This is a genomic window from Collimonas sp. (assembly GCF_035566555.1).
Lineage (GTDB): Bacteria > Pseudomonadota > Gammaproteobacteria > Burkholderiales > Burkholderiaceae_D > Collimonas.
On the sequence record NZ_DATMRB010000025.1, the window covers coordinates 1 to 14,620 of the forward strand.

A 14,620-nucleotide genomic window follows, 5' to 3' on the forward strand; every position below is an offset into this window, starting at 1 on the left:
TGGTGCTGATCATCATGCTGATCATCACGATTCCGATCCAGAATCATGCGATCAAGCTGAACATGCCGACCGGTAATCCGCCGCCGCCGCTGGCTCTGCCAGTGGTCGACACGGTGGATATCGATCCGAGCGGCACGGTGATGTGGAACGGGACGCCGATGGCGAACCGCGCAGAACTGGAAGATCGCCTGAAGACGGTGGTCGCCGGCGGCAACATCGATGAAGTACATCTGCGTCCGAACAAGGCGGTGGAGTATAAGTCGGTCGCGGCCGTGATGGCGTCGGCGCAGCGTCTGGGCGTCACCAAGATCGGTATCGTCGGCAATGAGCAGTTCATGGAGTAACAATTAGGTTTTGTTTTTTTGCACCATATAATAGGCAGGTTTAGGGCGCGCCCTGGAACCTGCCTATTTTCGTTTTCGATTGAAAGAATGCCATGTCAAAATTACGCTTCGCTCCCATGTTTGTGTTGTTGGCTGCAGTCGGTTTCAATGCGACGCTTCCTGTCCTGGGTCTCACCCAAAGCGCTTACGCTGCCGATGATGCAGACAAGGCGAAAGTCGAAACCGTGCGCCCGGAAATCGGCACGCCGCTGCAGGCAGCACAGGCTTTGATGAAAGAACAGAAGTACAAGGAGGCGTTGGCGAAAATCGCGGAAACAGACGCTGTCGGCGACAAGACTGCCTATGAAACCTATACCATCGACCGCATGCGCGGCGCCGCCGCGGCAAGCGCGGGCGATGCCGATCTGGCCGCCAAGTCATTCCAGGCCGTGATTGCTTCCGGACGCCTGGCCCCTGCCGATCAGGCCAAGATCGTGAAGGCCCTCGGCAACTTGTATTACGAAGCGCAGAATTATCCAAAGGCGATCGAATGGCTGTCGCGCTCCGTCAAGGAAAGCGGCAGCGATCCGGAAACCCGCACGCTGCTGGTCCAGTCCTATTATCTGAGCAATGACATTCCGCGCGCCACCACCGAACTGCAGGCAGACATCGCAGCGGATGAAGCTGCCGGCCGGGCGCCGACCGAGATCAACCTGAAGCTGTTGATCAGTTGCGCGCTGAAGAGCAATGACAAGGCCGCTTACCTGGCCGCGCTGGAAAAACTGAACACCTACTATCCGAAGAAAGAATACTGGGCCGATCTGATCAACAAGGTGCAGTCAAAACCTGGCTTTTCCGACCGTCTGATACTCGACGTCTATCGCTTGAAAGCCGCTACCGTACAACTGCAGACCAGCACGGAATTCACCGACATGGCGCAGCTGGCCTTGTTGGCGGGTTTCCCGGCCGAAGCCAAGAAGACCCTGGAGCAGGGTTATCAGGCCGGTTTGCTGGGAAGCGGTCCGGATGCTGCCAAGCAAAAGCGTTTGCGCGACCAGGCGACCAAGGCCGCGGCCGACGACCTCAAAACCATGGCGCAAAGCGAAGCTTCGGTCGCCAGTTCCAAGGAAGGCACCGGGCAGATCAATCTCGGCTACGCGCTGGTAACGGCTGGGCAGTTTGACAAGGGCCTGGCGCTGATGGAAGACGGCTTGAAGAAGAGCGGCGTCAAGCGTAGCGAAGACGCTAAATTACATCTGGGTATCGCATACCAGATGGCCGGCCAGAAAGACAAGGCGATCCAGGCCTTCAAGTCGGTGCAGGGAACGGACGGCGTTGCCGATCTGGCGCGTCTGTGGGTGATGCAGGTGAACCATCCGGTGAATTGATGGCCCCGGGCAGTTGCTAAAACCAGAGACAGAGTTGTCCGCAGCGATCTGCGGCGACTCTGTTTTTTATTGGGAGGGAGCAGGGCCGCTGCGGGCCTGCTCCCGAACCGTTTAACCCTTAGGACCTCTAGGTGCGACAGGTGGAATCATGTCGGCAGCCTGCTCAGGCGAGAGCGTCTGCATATTCGATTTCTTGTTCTGCTTGGATGGCAGGTTGCTGCCGGTGGTGTAGACGTTTTCCTGGTTGGCCGATGCGCTGTCTTGGTTGGTCTCGGTCGAAGTCATTGCACATGCGGATACGAGCGGCAGGATTAGAGCGCTGATCAATAAAGTTTTCATGGCGGGCTTGGTTTGTCTCAAAAGGTTAGGTATGAATGTCTGCTGAATACAGATCGACATGTACTACAGTATGTTACATACTAGAACTGCAAGATAACATAGTTGCTTTTAGAAAAGTTAAAGCAATGTAAAAAAAATCACCGCCCGCTTATCCGCGAGCGTCTGATGACAGCATGACTCTTTGCTGACCTGATTTCACCCCAAATCACAACGGACAAAACATGTATCTCAAACACGCACTTGCTTTATCCGCAATCCTCAGCAGCGGCGCCGGCATCGCCCAGCAATGCCCGGCCGCCGGCCAGACCCTCAACTACCCCACAAGCAAGAAAGTCGACCAGACCGACGATTATCACGGCGTCAAGGTGGCCGATCCCTACCGCTGGCTGGAAAACGCCAACGGCGACGACACCAAGGCCTGGATCGAGGCGCAGAACAAGCTGACGCAAGGCTACCTGGAGACGATCCCGGCACGTGCGGCGATCCGCGACAGGCTCACCAAGCTGTGGAACTATGAGCGTTTCAGCGTGCCGTTCAAAGAGGGCGGCCGCTACTTCTACAGCCGTAACGATGGCCTGCAAAACCAGGCTGTGCTGTATACGGTCAAGCACATCAACGATGAGCCGCGCCTGCTGCTGGATCCCAACACGCTGGCGGCAGACGGCACGGTGGCGCTGGCGGGCATAGCCGTCAGCCCGGACGGCAAGTATCTGGCCTACGGCACCGCGGCTTCCGGCTCTGACTGGAACGAATGGAAAGTGCGCGACATCGAGAGCGGCAAGGACACTGCCGACCATCTGCAATGGGTGAAATTTTCCGGCGCCTCCTGGGCTCACGACAGTTCAGGATTTTTCTACAGCCGCTACGACGCGCCGAAAGAGGCGACCAAGCTGGCCGACGTCAATTATTTCCAGAAACTGTATTTCCATAAAATGGGCACGCCGCAGTCGGACGACGTCCTGGTCTACGACCGCCCGGACCAGAAAGAATGGGGCTTTGCCGGCCATGTCACCGACGATGGCAAATACCTGATCGTCAGCATTTCGCAAGGCACTGAACAAAAGAACCGCGTCTACTACAAGGACCTGGGCAAGAAGGACGCCGCCATGCAGCCGTTGCTCGACGATTTCGACGCTTCCTACGATTTCATCGACAACGATGGCCCGGTGTTCTACTTCAACTCGAACAAGGATGCGCCGAAGGGCAGCATCATCGCGATAGACACGCGCCAGCCGCAGGCCGCGAAGTGGAAAATGATCGTGCCGGAAGCGGAGGAGACCTTGCAGGGCGCGAATGTGGTCGACCAGCGCCTGGTGCTTGATTATCTGAAAGACGCGCGCAGCCAGGTCAAGGTTTATACGCTGAACGGCAAGCTGGTGCGCGAGGTGGCCTTGCCCGGCATCGGTTCCGCCAGCGGTTTCGGCGGCAAGCGCAGCGACAAGGAAACCTTCTATTCGTTTACCGGCTTTACCACGCCGGCCGCGATCTATCGCTACGACCTGGCAAGCGGCAAGAGCAGCCTGTACCGGCAACCGAAAGTCGATTTCGATCCGAGTGCTTTTGAAACCCGCCAGGTGTTCTACAGCAGCAAGGATGGCACCAAGGTGCCGATGTTCATCGTCTCGAAAAAAGGCATCAAGCTCGATGGCAGCAATCCGACCTATCTGTACGGTTATGGCGGCTTCAATATTTCGCTGACGCCGACATTCTCGGTCGCCAACCTGGCCTGGATGGAAATGGGCGGCGTCTACGCCTTGCCGAACCTGCGCGGCGGCGGCGAATACGGCAAAGCCTGGCATGAAGCGGGCACCAAGCTGCACAAGCAGAATGTGTTCGATGACTTCATCGGCGCGGCGCAATGGCTGATCGCCAACAAGTACACCTCGCCGCAAAAGCTGGCGATCGGCGGCGGCAGCAATGGCGGCCTGCTGGTCGGCGCTACCATGGTGCAGCGGCCGGATCTGTTTGCGGCGGCGATTCCGCAAGTCGGCGTGATGGACATGCTGCGCTTCCATAAATTCACTATCGGCTGGGGCTGGACTTCCGATTACGGCTCTTCCGACAATGCCGATGAATTCAAGGCGCTGTACGCTTATTCGCCTTTACATAACCTGAAGCCTGGCACCTGCTATCCGGCCACGCTGGTGACCACCGCCGATCACGACGATCGCGTGGTGCCGGCGCACAGCTTCAAGTTTGTGGCAACGGAACAGGCCGACCAGGCCGGCGCGGCGCCGGTGCTGATACGCATCGATACCAAGGCAGGGCATGGCGCCGGCAAGCCGACCTCGAAGCAGATCGAAGAAGTGGCTGACCGCTGGGGATTCCTGACCAAGGTGCTGGGCATGCAGGTGGCGCCGGATGGCGCAGCAGTTGCCGGTGACGTGGCAAAGCCAGTCGCAAATTAACCCCTGGCTTTAGTAGTTCAAAAAAAATCCAGCGGGTCTTCACGACCGCTGGATTTTTATTATCTTGCTTTTTTCAAGCGCAGATTTTTTTCTTATGCGCTTGCTTGTCATGATGCTTTTTTCTCTGCCGGCATGGCATGGCACTCATGCTTCAGGTCGTGATAGCACTCGCAGGCCCTGGCTTCCAGGCCGTCGCGGTCGAGCACCGTCAGGTGTCCGCGCGCATACTGGATCAATCCTTCTTCCTGTAGCTTGCCGGCCGCTTCCGCCACCGATTCGCGGCGCACCCCAAGCATGGCAGCGATCGCACTTTGGGTAACGCTGATTTCATTGTCCGGCAGGCGATCCAGCGTCAGCAGCAGGCTGCGGCACAGTTGCTGCGGCACGCTGTGGTGACGGTTGCAGACGGCGGTTTGCGACATCTGCGTGATCAATTCCTGCGTGTAGCGCAGCAATAGTTGCTGCAAAGCGCCGCCGCGCGCAAATTCTTCCAGCAGGATACTGGCCTTGAGGCGGAAGCCGTAGCCGGCGCTCTTGACCGTGGCCCGGTTCAGGCTCTTGCCGCCGCCCATGATCAAGGTGATGCCGAGTACGCCTTCGTTGCCAATGACCGCTGTTTCCGCGGAGCTGCCGTCCTTCATGTCATGCAGCAGAGAGACGATGCTGCTGGTGACGAAATAGATGTGCCGGATCGGGCTGTCTGCTTCGCAGACGGTCATGCCGAACGGCATGGCGACAAATTCGAGATGTGGCTGCAGGCGTTTGAAGTCGTCGCCAGGCAGGGATGCAAGGATGTGGTTCTGCAGCGGGTTGTGCCCATACAGGCCAGCAATGCGAAGCGAGCTCATGTTTTGCGCGCCGAGCTGGATGAAATCACCTTTGCTTGCGCCAGGCACGGCGGCCAGTACGACTGCCTTCTTGTTCGCCGCGTTTTTTGCACTGCTGTTGCTACAACCATTCAATACGTAAGCCATCGCCGTCTCCTTCGAGGGGTGGTAGTTCTGTGCATTGATAGTCGCAGTTGCAGGCGGATTGAGGAATCGGCGGATTACCTCTTCTGTTGTAGGACTTCACTGACACGATCATTGACTTCCTGATCGAGCCGGCGGTCGCGTCATGTTATGAGAATAATAATTGTCGGCCAGCACCTTGCGCGGAGGCCCGGAGAGACGATGGCCACCAGGAAGGTGGCCATCATGGCGGATGTCTAGCTGCCGGAACTGCCGGCGCCGCTTGCGGCAGGCGCGGCGGCATCTGGCGTGGACGGTGCAGGAGCCGGCGCCGGAGTAGGCGCGGGCGCCATGGCAGGAGGTGCTGCTTGCTGCGCGGCAGGTGCGTTCGCGTCATCGGCTTTTTTACATCCGGCGACCGCGATCATTGCAAATGCTGTAACCATCAGGGTATGTTTGAGTTGCATGTTTTCTCCATGAGACAACGAGGCATGTCAAAACCGCAGCTGTCAAAAAAATAAAAAAAGAATTACTGACGGTTTTATTTTTGTTCAAAAAAACCAGAATGTAAAGTTGTAATCGGCAATCCGCTGCTGCCGAAATTTCAACACCAGCCCGCAAACCCTTATGCAGTGCGGTGATAGCGCGTTTTTCGAGAAGCCGCCTTTAAGTGGCGTAGCGCACAAAAGCGATCTCCGTTTGCCGTTAACCTTGAGTCGTGTTGATGCGGAAACCCTGTCGGGTGATCCCGTATTTATTCAAAGCCGGACCCAGCTGCGATGTACAGATCCAGCCGTTTCATGCAGGCTCGGGATCATTCCAGCTGGGCCATTCCAACTTGAAAGGATCTATCATGAAACCTATCTACACACTTATTTTCGCCGCTGCGGCGTTGGCTGCTGCCGGCGCCGCCCAGGCCCAGACAGCGGCAGCCGCCGATGGCGATGCCAACGGCGGCCAAGTGATGATGGTGCCTGTCCCCGGCACCAATCCCGCAGCGCAGGCTGATCCGCTGGTGCAGAAGCGTCAGGCGGACAGCGACGCCAAGGCCGAATACAAGGCGCGCACGAAAGCGGCGAACACGGAAATGAAAGTGGAAAAAGCGGAAGCCAAAGCCGATATGAAACAACAGAAGGTCGATGCAAAAGCTAACCGCGACAAGGCGATGTCCAACGATGCCGCATCGCAGTAAACCGGTGTCGCCGTCTGCCCGGTCCTGAGCCGGGAAGGCGCTCCGGCACTGGTGTTGGCAGCCAACACGTAGCAATAACATACTAGCGCAAAGCAGCGCATGACATTAAGATGCGGACATCTCAAAGGAATCGTCCATGCCGCATCCCACTCCTTCCTCAAGTTTTGCCGCCGGCGCCCGCGACAGCCTGCCCATGCTGGTGGGCGCGGCGCCGTTCGGCGTGATCTTCGGCGCCCTGATCGCTGCCGGTCCGCTGGTGGCATGGCAGGGCCAGTTCATGTCGCTGAGCGTGTTTGCCGGCTCCAGCCAGTTCATTGCGGTGGGCCTGGCGGCAGCGCAGACCGGGATCCTGGTGATCTGGATGGCGACCTTCATCGTCAACCTGCGCCACATGCTGTACGCGGCGACCTTGCTGCCCTACGTCAGCCATCTGCCGGCGCGCTGGCGCGGCCTGCTTGGCTTCCTGCTGACCGACGAGACCTTCGCCGTCGCCAACGCCTACTATCACAAGCACGGACAGACGCCGCTGGGGCACTGGTATTTTCTCGGTTCGGGCGTGGCCATGTACGGCAACTGGCAGCTGTGGACATTGATCGGATTATTGTTCGGCGAAGCCTTCCCGCAATTGCAGACCCTGGGCCTGGATTTCGCCATGGTGGCGACCTTCATCGCGATCGTGGTGCCGCAACTGTTCCGCTTTCCGCAGCTGGCGGCGGCGATCGCTGCCGGCGCCTTCGCCTGGTTCCTGCGCGGCCTGCCGTACAAGCTTGGTTTGCTGGCGGCGATCCTGGCCGGCGTCGGCGTCGGCCTGGGGATCTCGCACTGGCAAGCGCGCAGCCGTGCAGCAAGGGGTAAAGCATGACGTACACATTGATGATCGTCGGCATGGCGCTGATCACGGTCTTTATCAAAGCGGCGATTTTCATGCTTGGCGAGCGCGCTGCCTTTCCAGTCTGGCTGAAAGAGGCGCTGGCCTTTGTCCCGGTCACCGTGCTGACGGCGATCATCGTGCCGATGGTGCTGGCGCCGCATGGCCAACGCATCGAACTCAGCTGGCGCAATCCGCAGCTGATTGCAGCCTGCGCGGCAGTGCTGGTGTGTGCCGCGACGCGCCGCCAGCTGCTGACTATCATGGTCGGGCTGGCAGTCTTCTTTGCCTGGCAGTTTGGCGTGCTGGGACAGTAAGATTTTTCAGGCTGCGGCCGGTTTCACCGGCGGCTTCTGCATTTTTCCCACCATGCCAGGAATTTCGGCCACCAGCGCATCGATGGCAACCCTGGTTTTCGTCGGCAGATAGCGTGACTGCGGCCACACCAGGTAAATTTCGGTAGGCAGCACGCTCTCGCTGTCCATCACCAGGGCCAGTTCGCCGGCGCGCGAATGCTTGGACATCAGCCAGCACGGCAGCCAGGCCAGGCCGGCGCCCGCCACGGCAGCGTCGGCGATGGCCTGCAAATCGTCGAACACCAGACGGATATCCACCTGCGGCTTGTGCACCTCGCCACTGCTGTCGCGCACGCGCCAGGGTTCCAGCCGGCCTGCGCGGCCATAGGCGATGCCGACATGTGCGCTCATCGCCGCAATGTCGGCCGGGGTGCCGTACTCCGCCAGGTAAGATGGCGCCGCGCAGATGGCCATGTCCTGCGTGGCCAGGCGCCGCGCCACCAGGGTTGTGCTGTCGGGCAGGCTGCCGCTGCGGATCGCCAGGTCGAATTTTTCTTCCACCAGATCCACCACCTGATCGCTGAAGGACATTTCAATCGTCATGCGCGGGTGCCGGCGCGCCAGCGCCAGCAATACCGGCGCCACGCAATGGCGGCCAAACAGCACCGGCACGCTGACGCGCAGGCGGCCGATAGCTTCGCTCTTGCCGCTGTCGAGCGCCGAGACGCCGGCATCCAGTTCGGCCAGCGCGCGCACGCAGCGCTCGTAGTAAGCCTGGCCGTCTTCGGTCAGGCTCTGGCTGCGTGTGGTGCGTTGGAACAGGCGCACGCCCAGACGCTGCTCCAGCCGGGCGATGCTTTTCCCCACCGCCGAACGGGTCAGCCGCATGCGCTGCGCTGCCACCGCAAAACTGCCGGCTTCGACTGCTTCCACGAAGGCGCTGATGCCATGCAGGCGATCACTCATTGATTGTATCCATATACGCTACATACATAGTAAAAAATGACATCACTGGAGAATAAATAGCTTCTATATGATAACAGGCAATCCCTGAGCAAGTGCTGCCGCAGCAACTGCCAGGTCCCGGACCGTGTGAACCCAACAGGAGAATTTCGTGCAAGCTTATCAAATTCAATCAGGACAAAAGATCGCAGGACTGGAACGGGTCCAGCGCCAGAGTACGCCGCTTGCCGCGCATGAGGTGAGGGTGCGGGTGCATGCGGTGTCGCTCAACTACCGCGATCTGATGATTGCCGATGGCAGTTACCTGAGTAGCGGCGACGGTCCGGTCATTCCGGCTTCCGACGGCGCCGGCGAAGTGATCGAGGTGGGCGCCGGCGTTACCCGCCTGCGCGTCGGCGATCGTGTCGCCGCCTCGTTTTTCCCGGACTGGATCAGTGACGCGCCGACGCCGCAGGTCACCAGCCGGGCGCTGGGCGCTGTCACCAACGGCATGCTGGCCGAAGAAGTGGTGCTGCACGAGCAGGCTTGGGTGACGATTCCGGCGCATATGGATTATGTGGAAGCTTCCACGCTGCCATGCGCCGGCGTGACAGCATGGAACAGCTTGTTTGTCGAAGGCGGCTTGCGTGCCGGCGACAGCGTGCTGCTGCTGGGCACCGGCGGTGTGTCGGTCTGGGCCCTGCAGATCGCCAAAGCCGCCGGCCTGCGCGCCATCATTACTTCTTCCAGCGACGAAAAACTGGAGCGCGCGCGGGCGCTGGGCGCCAGCGCCACCATCAACTACAACAGCACGCCTGAGTGGCAGGACGAGGTCCTGCGCCTGACGGCTGGCCGCGGCGTCGATCTGGTGCTGGAGGTCGGCGGCCAAGGAACGCTGTCGCGCTCCATCCGCAGCGCCAGGATGGGCGGCACGATCGCCATCATCGGTGGCGTCAGCGGGTTCGGCGGCGAGCTCGATCCCTTTGCGCTGATCGGCGGCGCCAAGCGCCTGTCTGGCATATTTGTGGGAAGCCGCAGCATGCTGGAGGAGCTGAGCCGGTTCACCGAGCTGACGGCGCTGCGCCCCGTGGTGGATCGCGTATTTCCATTCGCGCAGGCGGGCGAAGCGTATGCGCACCTGGAACGGGCGGGGCACTTTGGCAAGGTGGTGATTGAAGTCGCCAGGTAAGCGGGCCGGGCGTTTTATCAAGCACCCGCAGGGCGATCGTATCGCCCTGCGGGCTGCTGCTTAGATCGTGATCAGCAGATCGGGATCGAACAGCTGGTTTTCCTGTTTGCCGTCCCGTGCATAGCCGCGCGGATTGCAGGCCACGCGCGTGGCGCCGATGCGATAGCCGAAGCTGTCATGCAGATGGCCGTGTAGCCAGAGGGCAGGCTGCCATTGCAGGATGCGTTGCTCCAGGTCCGAGACGAAGCAGGCGTTCAGCGCCGAACCGGCAAAGCGCGGATGCACGCTGCGCGGACTGGGCGCATGATGGCTGATCACGACTGTGGGGCCGTCGTGCGGCTGCGCAAATTGCTGTTCCAGCCAGGCTACGCTGTCGTCGAACAGCCGTTGCGAGTGTGCCGGCGTGAACAGTTCAGGGGAATCTGGCGCCACGCGTATCCGCGAAAAATCCCTGACCAGTTCCACTGCCTGCTGCAGGCCAAGCTGACGTTGTTCTGCATCGCTGAAAAATCTGAAATCGGTCCATAACGTACAGCCGAGGAAGCGTACGCCATCCAGCGTGATGCTCTGTTTGTGCAGCACATGCACATTGCTGCCTGCAGCCGCAAGCTGCAGTTCAGCGACGGCGCCGTCCAGGTCGCGTCCGTAGAATTCATGGTTGCCGGCTACAAAAAGCGTGGGCACGGTGAATTGCCTGGCCCATTCGATGGCCTCTGCCGGCCGCCAGATATCGCCGGCCAGCACTACCACGTCGGCGCCGGTTTGCGGTGGCGTCATGGGGTGGACCGACAGGTGCAGATCTGACAGCAATGAAATTTTCATGGCAGGAGCGACAGGGGGAAGGAGGGTGCATCGATTTTATCCGGTTCTGCAGGAAGCCGCGGGCCGCTGAAATCCGGCATGCTTTACTTTCGCAGCACCGTCTTGAGTGTTGCGGCCAGCAGCAGGCAGTGCTTATGCAAGGCGCCGGCAAAAGCATCGGCCAGCATCGAGGCCGGCCGATGCTGCGGCCGCACCAGGCTGACATGGAACGGCACCGATAACGAGAAGCGGCGCAGATGCAGGCCCTTGCCGGCTTCATCCATGGCGGTCAGGGGATTGACGATGGCGACCCCGAGGCCTTGCCGCACCATGGCGCAGACCGATGCCGCGCTGGCGGTTTCGATCGCCATCAGGCGTTCTGTCGCATGCCGTTCGAAAATTTCATCCAGCTGCTGCCGGTAGCTGTCAAACACCGACAGGTTGATGAAGCGCTCTCCCGCAAAGTCACCAGGCGTCAGTTTCTGTTTGGCCAGCAATGGATGGCCGTCCGGCAGCACGCACACCATGTCTCCTGAAAACAGAAGCGATTGCGTGGTGGCTGCCGGCACGGCAAGCGTCTCGGTGATGCCGATGTCGTGACGCTGGGAGCTCAGCCATTCTTCCAGCAAAGGCGATTCCTGCGGCGTGATGCTCAGGCCGACGGTCGGGTAGTCGTCGAGAAAACGGCGGCATGCGGCCGGCAGCAGGGTCTGGGCAAAGGTCGGCAGGCAGATCACGGAAAGCTGGCCGTGCTCGAACTGCCGTATCGAGCCGGCCATGCTGACGATGCGTTCCAGGCCCACATAAGAACGCCGCACTTCTTCATACAGCGCCAAGGCCTGGGTGGTGGCTTGCAGGCGGCCGCGCACGCGCTCGAACAGCGCCATCCGCACCAGCGATTCGAAGCGCGCCAGCTCGCGGCTCACGGTCGGCTGCGAAGTGCGCAGCAAGGCGGCGGCGCCGGTCACGCTGCCGGCCGTCATGACTGCCCGGAATACTTCGATGTGCCTGAGTGTGATGGACATTTTTTACCTGCCTGGGGTTGCCTGACCTATATCGTATATGAATAGAGATGAGAATAACTGATATTTTATTGAATGGGATATTTGAGGGATGATATGGTCCATATCGACAATTGTCCTGGAGAATTTGCATGAATACGGCCCTGCTTGATACCTTTCCTGAACTCGCCCGCCAGTACGGCACGCCGCTCTGGATCTACGACGCCGCTACCATCGTCGAGCGGATAGGCCAGCTCAAGGCCTTCGACGTCATCCGCTTCGCGCAGAAAGCTTGTTCGAATATCCACATCCTGAAACTGATGCGGGAACATGGCGTGATGGTCGATGCGGTGTCGCTGGGAGAGATCGAGCGCGCCTTGCTGGCCGGCTATAGCCCGCAGGGATCGCCGGCCGGACTGGTGTTCACCGCCGACCTGCTGGATCCGGCTACCCTGGCGCGGGTCACACAGGCCGATATCGAAGTCAATGCCGGTTCGATCGACATGCTGGAACAGATCGGCAAGGTCAAGCCTGGCCATCGTGTCTGGCTGCGCATTAATCCGGGTTTCGGCCATGGCCACAGCGCCAAGACCAACACCGGCGGCGAGAACAGCAAGCACGGCATCTGGCACACCGACCTGGAGCGCGCCTTGCAAGTGATCCAGCAATACGGGCTGCAACTGGTCGGGCTGCATATGCACATCGGCTCCGGCGTCGATTACGGCCACCTGAAGCGCGTCTGCGGCGCCATGGTCGACACGGTCAAGCGGCTCGGCTGCGAGCTGGAAGCAATCTCCGCCGGCGGCGGCCTGTCTATCCCTTACAAGGAGGGCGAACAGCCTATCGACGGCGCCCACTACTTTTCGATATGGGATGCCGCACGCAAGGAAATCGAAGCGCATCTGGGACATGCAGTCCGGCTGGAAATCGAGCCGGGCCGTTTCCTGGTGGCGGAAGCCGGTGCGCTGCTGTCGGAAGTGCGGGCGGTCAAGGATAGCGGCAACAACCATTTCGTCCTGGCCGACGCCGGCTTCAACGACTTGATGCGGCCTGCCATGTACGGCAGCTACCACGCCATCTCGGTGCTGCATCGGACGACCGCGGCAGATGCGGCGGAAGCGCGGCCGACGGTGATTGCCGGCCCGCTGTGCGAATCCGGCGATGTCTTCACCCAGCACGACGGCGGCGTGGTGGCGCCGCGCCTGCTGCCGCAAGCGCAGGTGGGTGACTACCTGGTATTCCATGACACTGGCGCTTACGGCGCTTCCATGTCGTCCAACTACAATAGCCGGCCGCTGCTGGCGGAAGTCATGCTTGAGCAGGGCGTGCACCGGCTGATCCGGCGCCGTCAGACCGTGGCCGAACTGATCGCGCTGGAAACCGAGGTATAACAGCGCTCGGGAAAATATCGGCAAGCATCGTTCCATAAAAAAAACGGCATCCAGGAAAATCCCGGATGCCGTTTTTGCGTCAGCGCCGATGAAAATCAGGCGTGCAGGTAGGCGTCCTCGCCGTGCAAGTCTTCATCCATGCGGTCCTGCGTTGCAGCGCCGACCTTGACCGGCGTGAACAGATTGATCAGCCACAGCATGCCGTAGGTAAAGGCAAAGGCCCAGATGCCGGAGATGATCACGGCGCCGCACTGGGCGAAGAAGAACGATGTATTCCCCAGCAGCAGGCCGTCGGCGCCGTTGGCGTTCCACGCCTTGGAAGCAAACACCCCAAGCAGGATGGTGCCGGCCATGCCGCCGACGCCGTGTACGCCCCAGACGTCAAGCGCATCGTCCCAGCCCAGCCGGTTCTTCAGCGCCACTGCATAGAAGCAGATCAGGCCGGCGCAGATGCCGATGATGGCGGCGGTGCCGAGCGAGACATAACCGGCGGCTGGCGTGATGGTCGCTAGGCCGGCGACACCGCCGGTCAGCAGGCCGATGAATTTCGGCTTCTTGTGATAGAACCATTCGATGAACAGCCAGGTGATGGCGCCGAACGAGGCAGCGACGTCGGTATTCAGGAAAGCCGAAGCGGTGACCGCATCGACGCGGAATTCCGAGCCGGCATTGAAGCCGTACCAGCCAAACCACAGCAGGCCGGAACCGAGCGCAATCAGCGGCACATTGTGCGGCTTCAGCTCGACCTTTTGGCGGCGGCCGACATACAGCACCGAAGCCAGGGCGGCGAAACCGGCCGTGTTGTGCACCACGATGCCGCCAGCATAATCGAGCACACCCCATTTCGCAAACAGGCCGTCAGGACTCCATACCATGTGCACGAACGGGAAGTAGACGAAGACCAGCCAGCCGGTCAGGAACAGGAAATACGCCTTGAAGGTCACGCGGTTGGCGAAGGCGCCGGTGATCAGCGCCGGCGTGATGATCGCAAACATCATCTGGTAGGCGACGTGGACGATCAGCGGTATGCCGGCATCGTTGCCGGTGTACATGCTGGACAGCGTGATGCCATGCAGGAAGGCGTAGTAGGTGGGGTCGCCGACGATGCCGTGCCAGGAAGGACCGAAGCACATCGAATAGCCGAAGGCGAACCACAGCACGGTGGTCCAGCCGAGCGAGATGAAGCTTTGCATCATGATCGCCAGCACGTTCTTGCGTCCGACCAGGCCGCCGTAGAAGAAAGCCAGGCCTGGCGTCATCAGCATCACCAGGCTGGAGCAGAGCAGCATGAAAGCCGTATTGCCGATATTGATCGGCATGATTGAAGGTGTCATGGATAACTTCTTTTAATTGTTTTAAGTGAATTAACTGAGCAGGAAGGAGAAGCCTCCGAGCGTCGCCTGGAGCACTCCGCGTCCCGGCCGGCATGCGGCCGCCAAACCTGGAGAGTGAATCCTATACATAAGCAGCTGCTTATATAAGACGACAAAAAATCCTCTGATCCGGTATCTCAGGTATTGAATCCCTTATCC

General features: G+C 60.1%; 15 protein-coding genes. 8 read left to right on the plus strand and 7 right to left on the minus strand.

Annotated elements, in window-relative coordinates; all coding sequences use genetic code 11:
- On the plus strand, positions 1-344 hold a 344-nt coding region (locus VNZ65_RS03875), incomplete at its 5' end, for a biopolymer transporter ExbD (RefSeq protein ID WP_325666260.1).
- Positions 345-436: 92 nt separating this feature from the next.
- The gene (locus VNZ65_RS03880; RefSeq protein WP_325666262.1) at positions 437-1,711 is read left to right on the plus strand and encodes a tetratricopeptide repeat protein; all 1,275 of its coding nucleotides are present in this window, start codon (positions 437-439) and stop codon (positions 1,709-1,711) included.
- A gap of 111 nt (positions 1,712-1,822) precedes the next feature.
- On the opposite strand, the gene VNZ65_RS03885 is transcribed toward VNZ65_RS03880, so the two are convergent.
- Positions 1,823-1,996 carry a hypothetical protein gene (locus VNZ65_RS03885; RefSeq protein WP_325666264.1) on the minus strand — a complete coding sequence of 58 codons (174 nt, stop codon included), beginning with the start codon at positions 1,994-1,996 and terminating at the stop codon, positions 1,823-1,825.
- A 275-nt stretch (positions 1,997-2,271) separates the two neighbouring features.
- Here VNZ65_RS03885 and VNZ65_RS03890 point away from each other — a divergent pair, with 275 nt between their 5' ends.
- A complete protein-coding gene (locus VNZ65_RS03890; protein WP_325666266.1) occupies positions 2,272-4,458 on the plus strand; it encodes a prolyl oligopeptidase family serine peptidase in 2,187 nt (728 codons plus the stop codon).
- Between the two features lie 107 nt (positions 4,459-4,565).
- Here the strand turns inward: VNZ65_RS03890 and VNZ65_RS03895 are convergent, their stop codons facing one another.
- Complete coding sequence (locus VNZ65_RS03895) at positions 4,566-5,306, minus strand: Crp/Fnr family transcriptional regulator (RefSeq protein WP_325666340.1); 741 nt, start codon at positions 5,304-5,306, stop codon at positions 4,566-4,568.
- 359 nt (positions 5,307-5,665) lie between these two features.
- Positions 5,666-5,875: a hypothetical protein gene (locus VNZ65_RS03900; protein ID WP_325666268.1), complete on the minus strand. Its 210-nt coding sequence runs from the start codon at positions 5,873-5,875 to the stop codon at positions 5,666-5,668.
- A 386-nt stretch (positions 5,876-6,261) separates the two neighbouring features.
- Between VNZ65_RS03900 and VNZ65_RS03905 the strand changes: the two genes are divergently transcribed.
- From VNZ65_RS03905 to VNZ65_RS03915, 3 genes are all read left to right on the plus strand, one after another.
- Complete coding sequence (locus VNZ65_RS03905) at positions 6,262-6,600, plus strand: hypothetical protein (protein WP_325666270.1); 339 nt, start codon at positions 6,262-6,264, stop codon at positions 6,598-6,600.
- A gap of 136 nt (positions 6,601-6,736) precedes the next feature.
- Positions 6,737-7,462 carry an AzlC family ABC transporter permease gene (locus VNZ65_RS03910; RefSeq protein ID WP_325666271.1) on the plus strand — a complete coding sequence of 242 codons (726 nt, stop codon included), beginning with the start codon at positions 6,737-6,739 and terminating at the stop codon, positions 7,460-7,462.
- Positions 7,459-7,785 (plus strand): AzlD domain-containing protein, encoded by a 327-nt coding sequence (locus VNZ65_RS03915; RefSeq protein ID WP_325666273.1) that lies wholly within the window; start codon positions 7,459-7,461, stop codon positions 7,783-7,785. The genes VNZ65_RS03910 and VNZ65_RS03915 overlap by 4 nt, the downstream gene beginning before the upstream one ends.
- A 6-nt stretch (positions 7,786-7,791) precedes the next feature.
- Here VNZ65_RS03915 and VNZ65_RS03920 read toward each other — a convergent pair whose 3' ends face one another.
- The gene (locus tag VNZ65_RS03920; protein ID WP_325666275.1) at positions 7,792-8,730 is read right to left on the minus strand and encodes a LysR family transcriptional regulator; all 939 of its coding nucleotides are present in this window, start codon (positions 8,728-8,730) and stop codon (positions 7,792-7,794) included.
- 148 nt (positions 8,731-8,878) lie between these two features.
- Here VNZ65_RS03920 and VNZ65_RS03925 point away from each other — a divergent pair, with 148 nt between their 5' ends.
- Entirely contained in the window at positions 8,879-9,895 is a 1,017-nt protein-coding gene (locus VNZ65_RS03925) for an NAD(P)-dependent alcohol dehydrogenase (RefSeq protein ID WP_325666277.1), read from the plus strand.
- A gap of 60 nt (positions 9,896-9,955) precedes the next feature.
- Here the strand turns inward: VNZ65_RS03925 and VNZ65_RS03930 are convergent, their stop codons facing one another.
- The gene (locus tag VNZ65_RS03930; protein WP_325666279.1) at positions 9,956-10,717 is read right to left on the minus strand and encodes a metallophosphoesterase; all 762 of its coding nucleotides are present in this window, start codon (positions 10,715-10,717) and stop codon (positions 9,956-9,958) included.
- Between the two features lie 83 nt (positions 10,718-10,800).
- Positions 10,801-11,721 carry a LysR family transcriptional regulator gene (locus VNZ65_RS03935; RefSeq protein WP_325666281.1) on the minus strand — a complete coding sequence of 307 codons (921 nt, stop codon included), beginning with the start codon at positions 11,719-11,721 and terminating at the stop codon, positions 10,801-10,803.
- A 128-nt stretch (positions 11,722-11,849) separates the two neighbouring features.
- Here VNZ65_RS03935 and lysA point away from each other — a divergent pair, with 128 nt between their 5' ends.
- Positions 11,850-13,088, plus strand: coding sequence for a diaminopimelate decarboxylase (gene lysA / locus VNZ65_RS03940; RefSeq protein WP_325666283.1), 1,239 nt, complete (start codon positions 11,850-11,852; stop codon positions 13,086-13,088).
- 95 nt (positions 13,089-13,183) lie between these two features.
- Here lysA and VNZ65_RS03945 read toward each other — a convergent pair whose 3' ends face one another.
- Positions 13,184-14,422, minus strand: a complete 1,239-nt coding sequence (locus tag VNZ65_RS03945; RefSeq protein WP_205905208.1) for an ammonium transporter — start codon at positions 14,420-14,422, stop codon at positions 13,184-13,186.
- Positions 14,423-14,620: the final 198 nt, after the last annotated feature.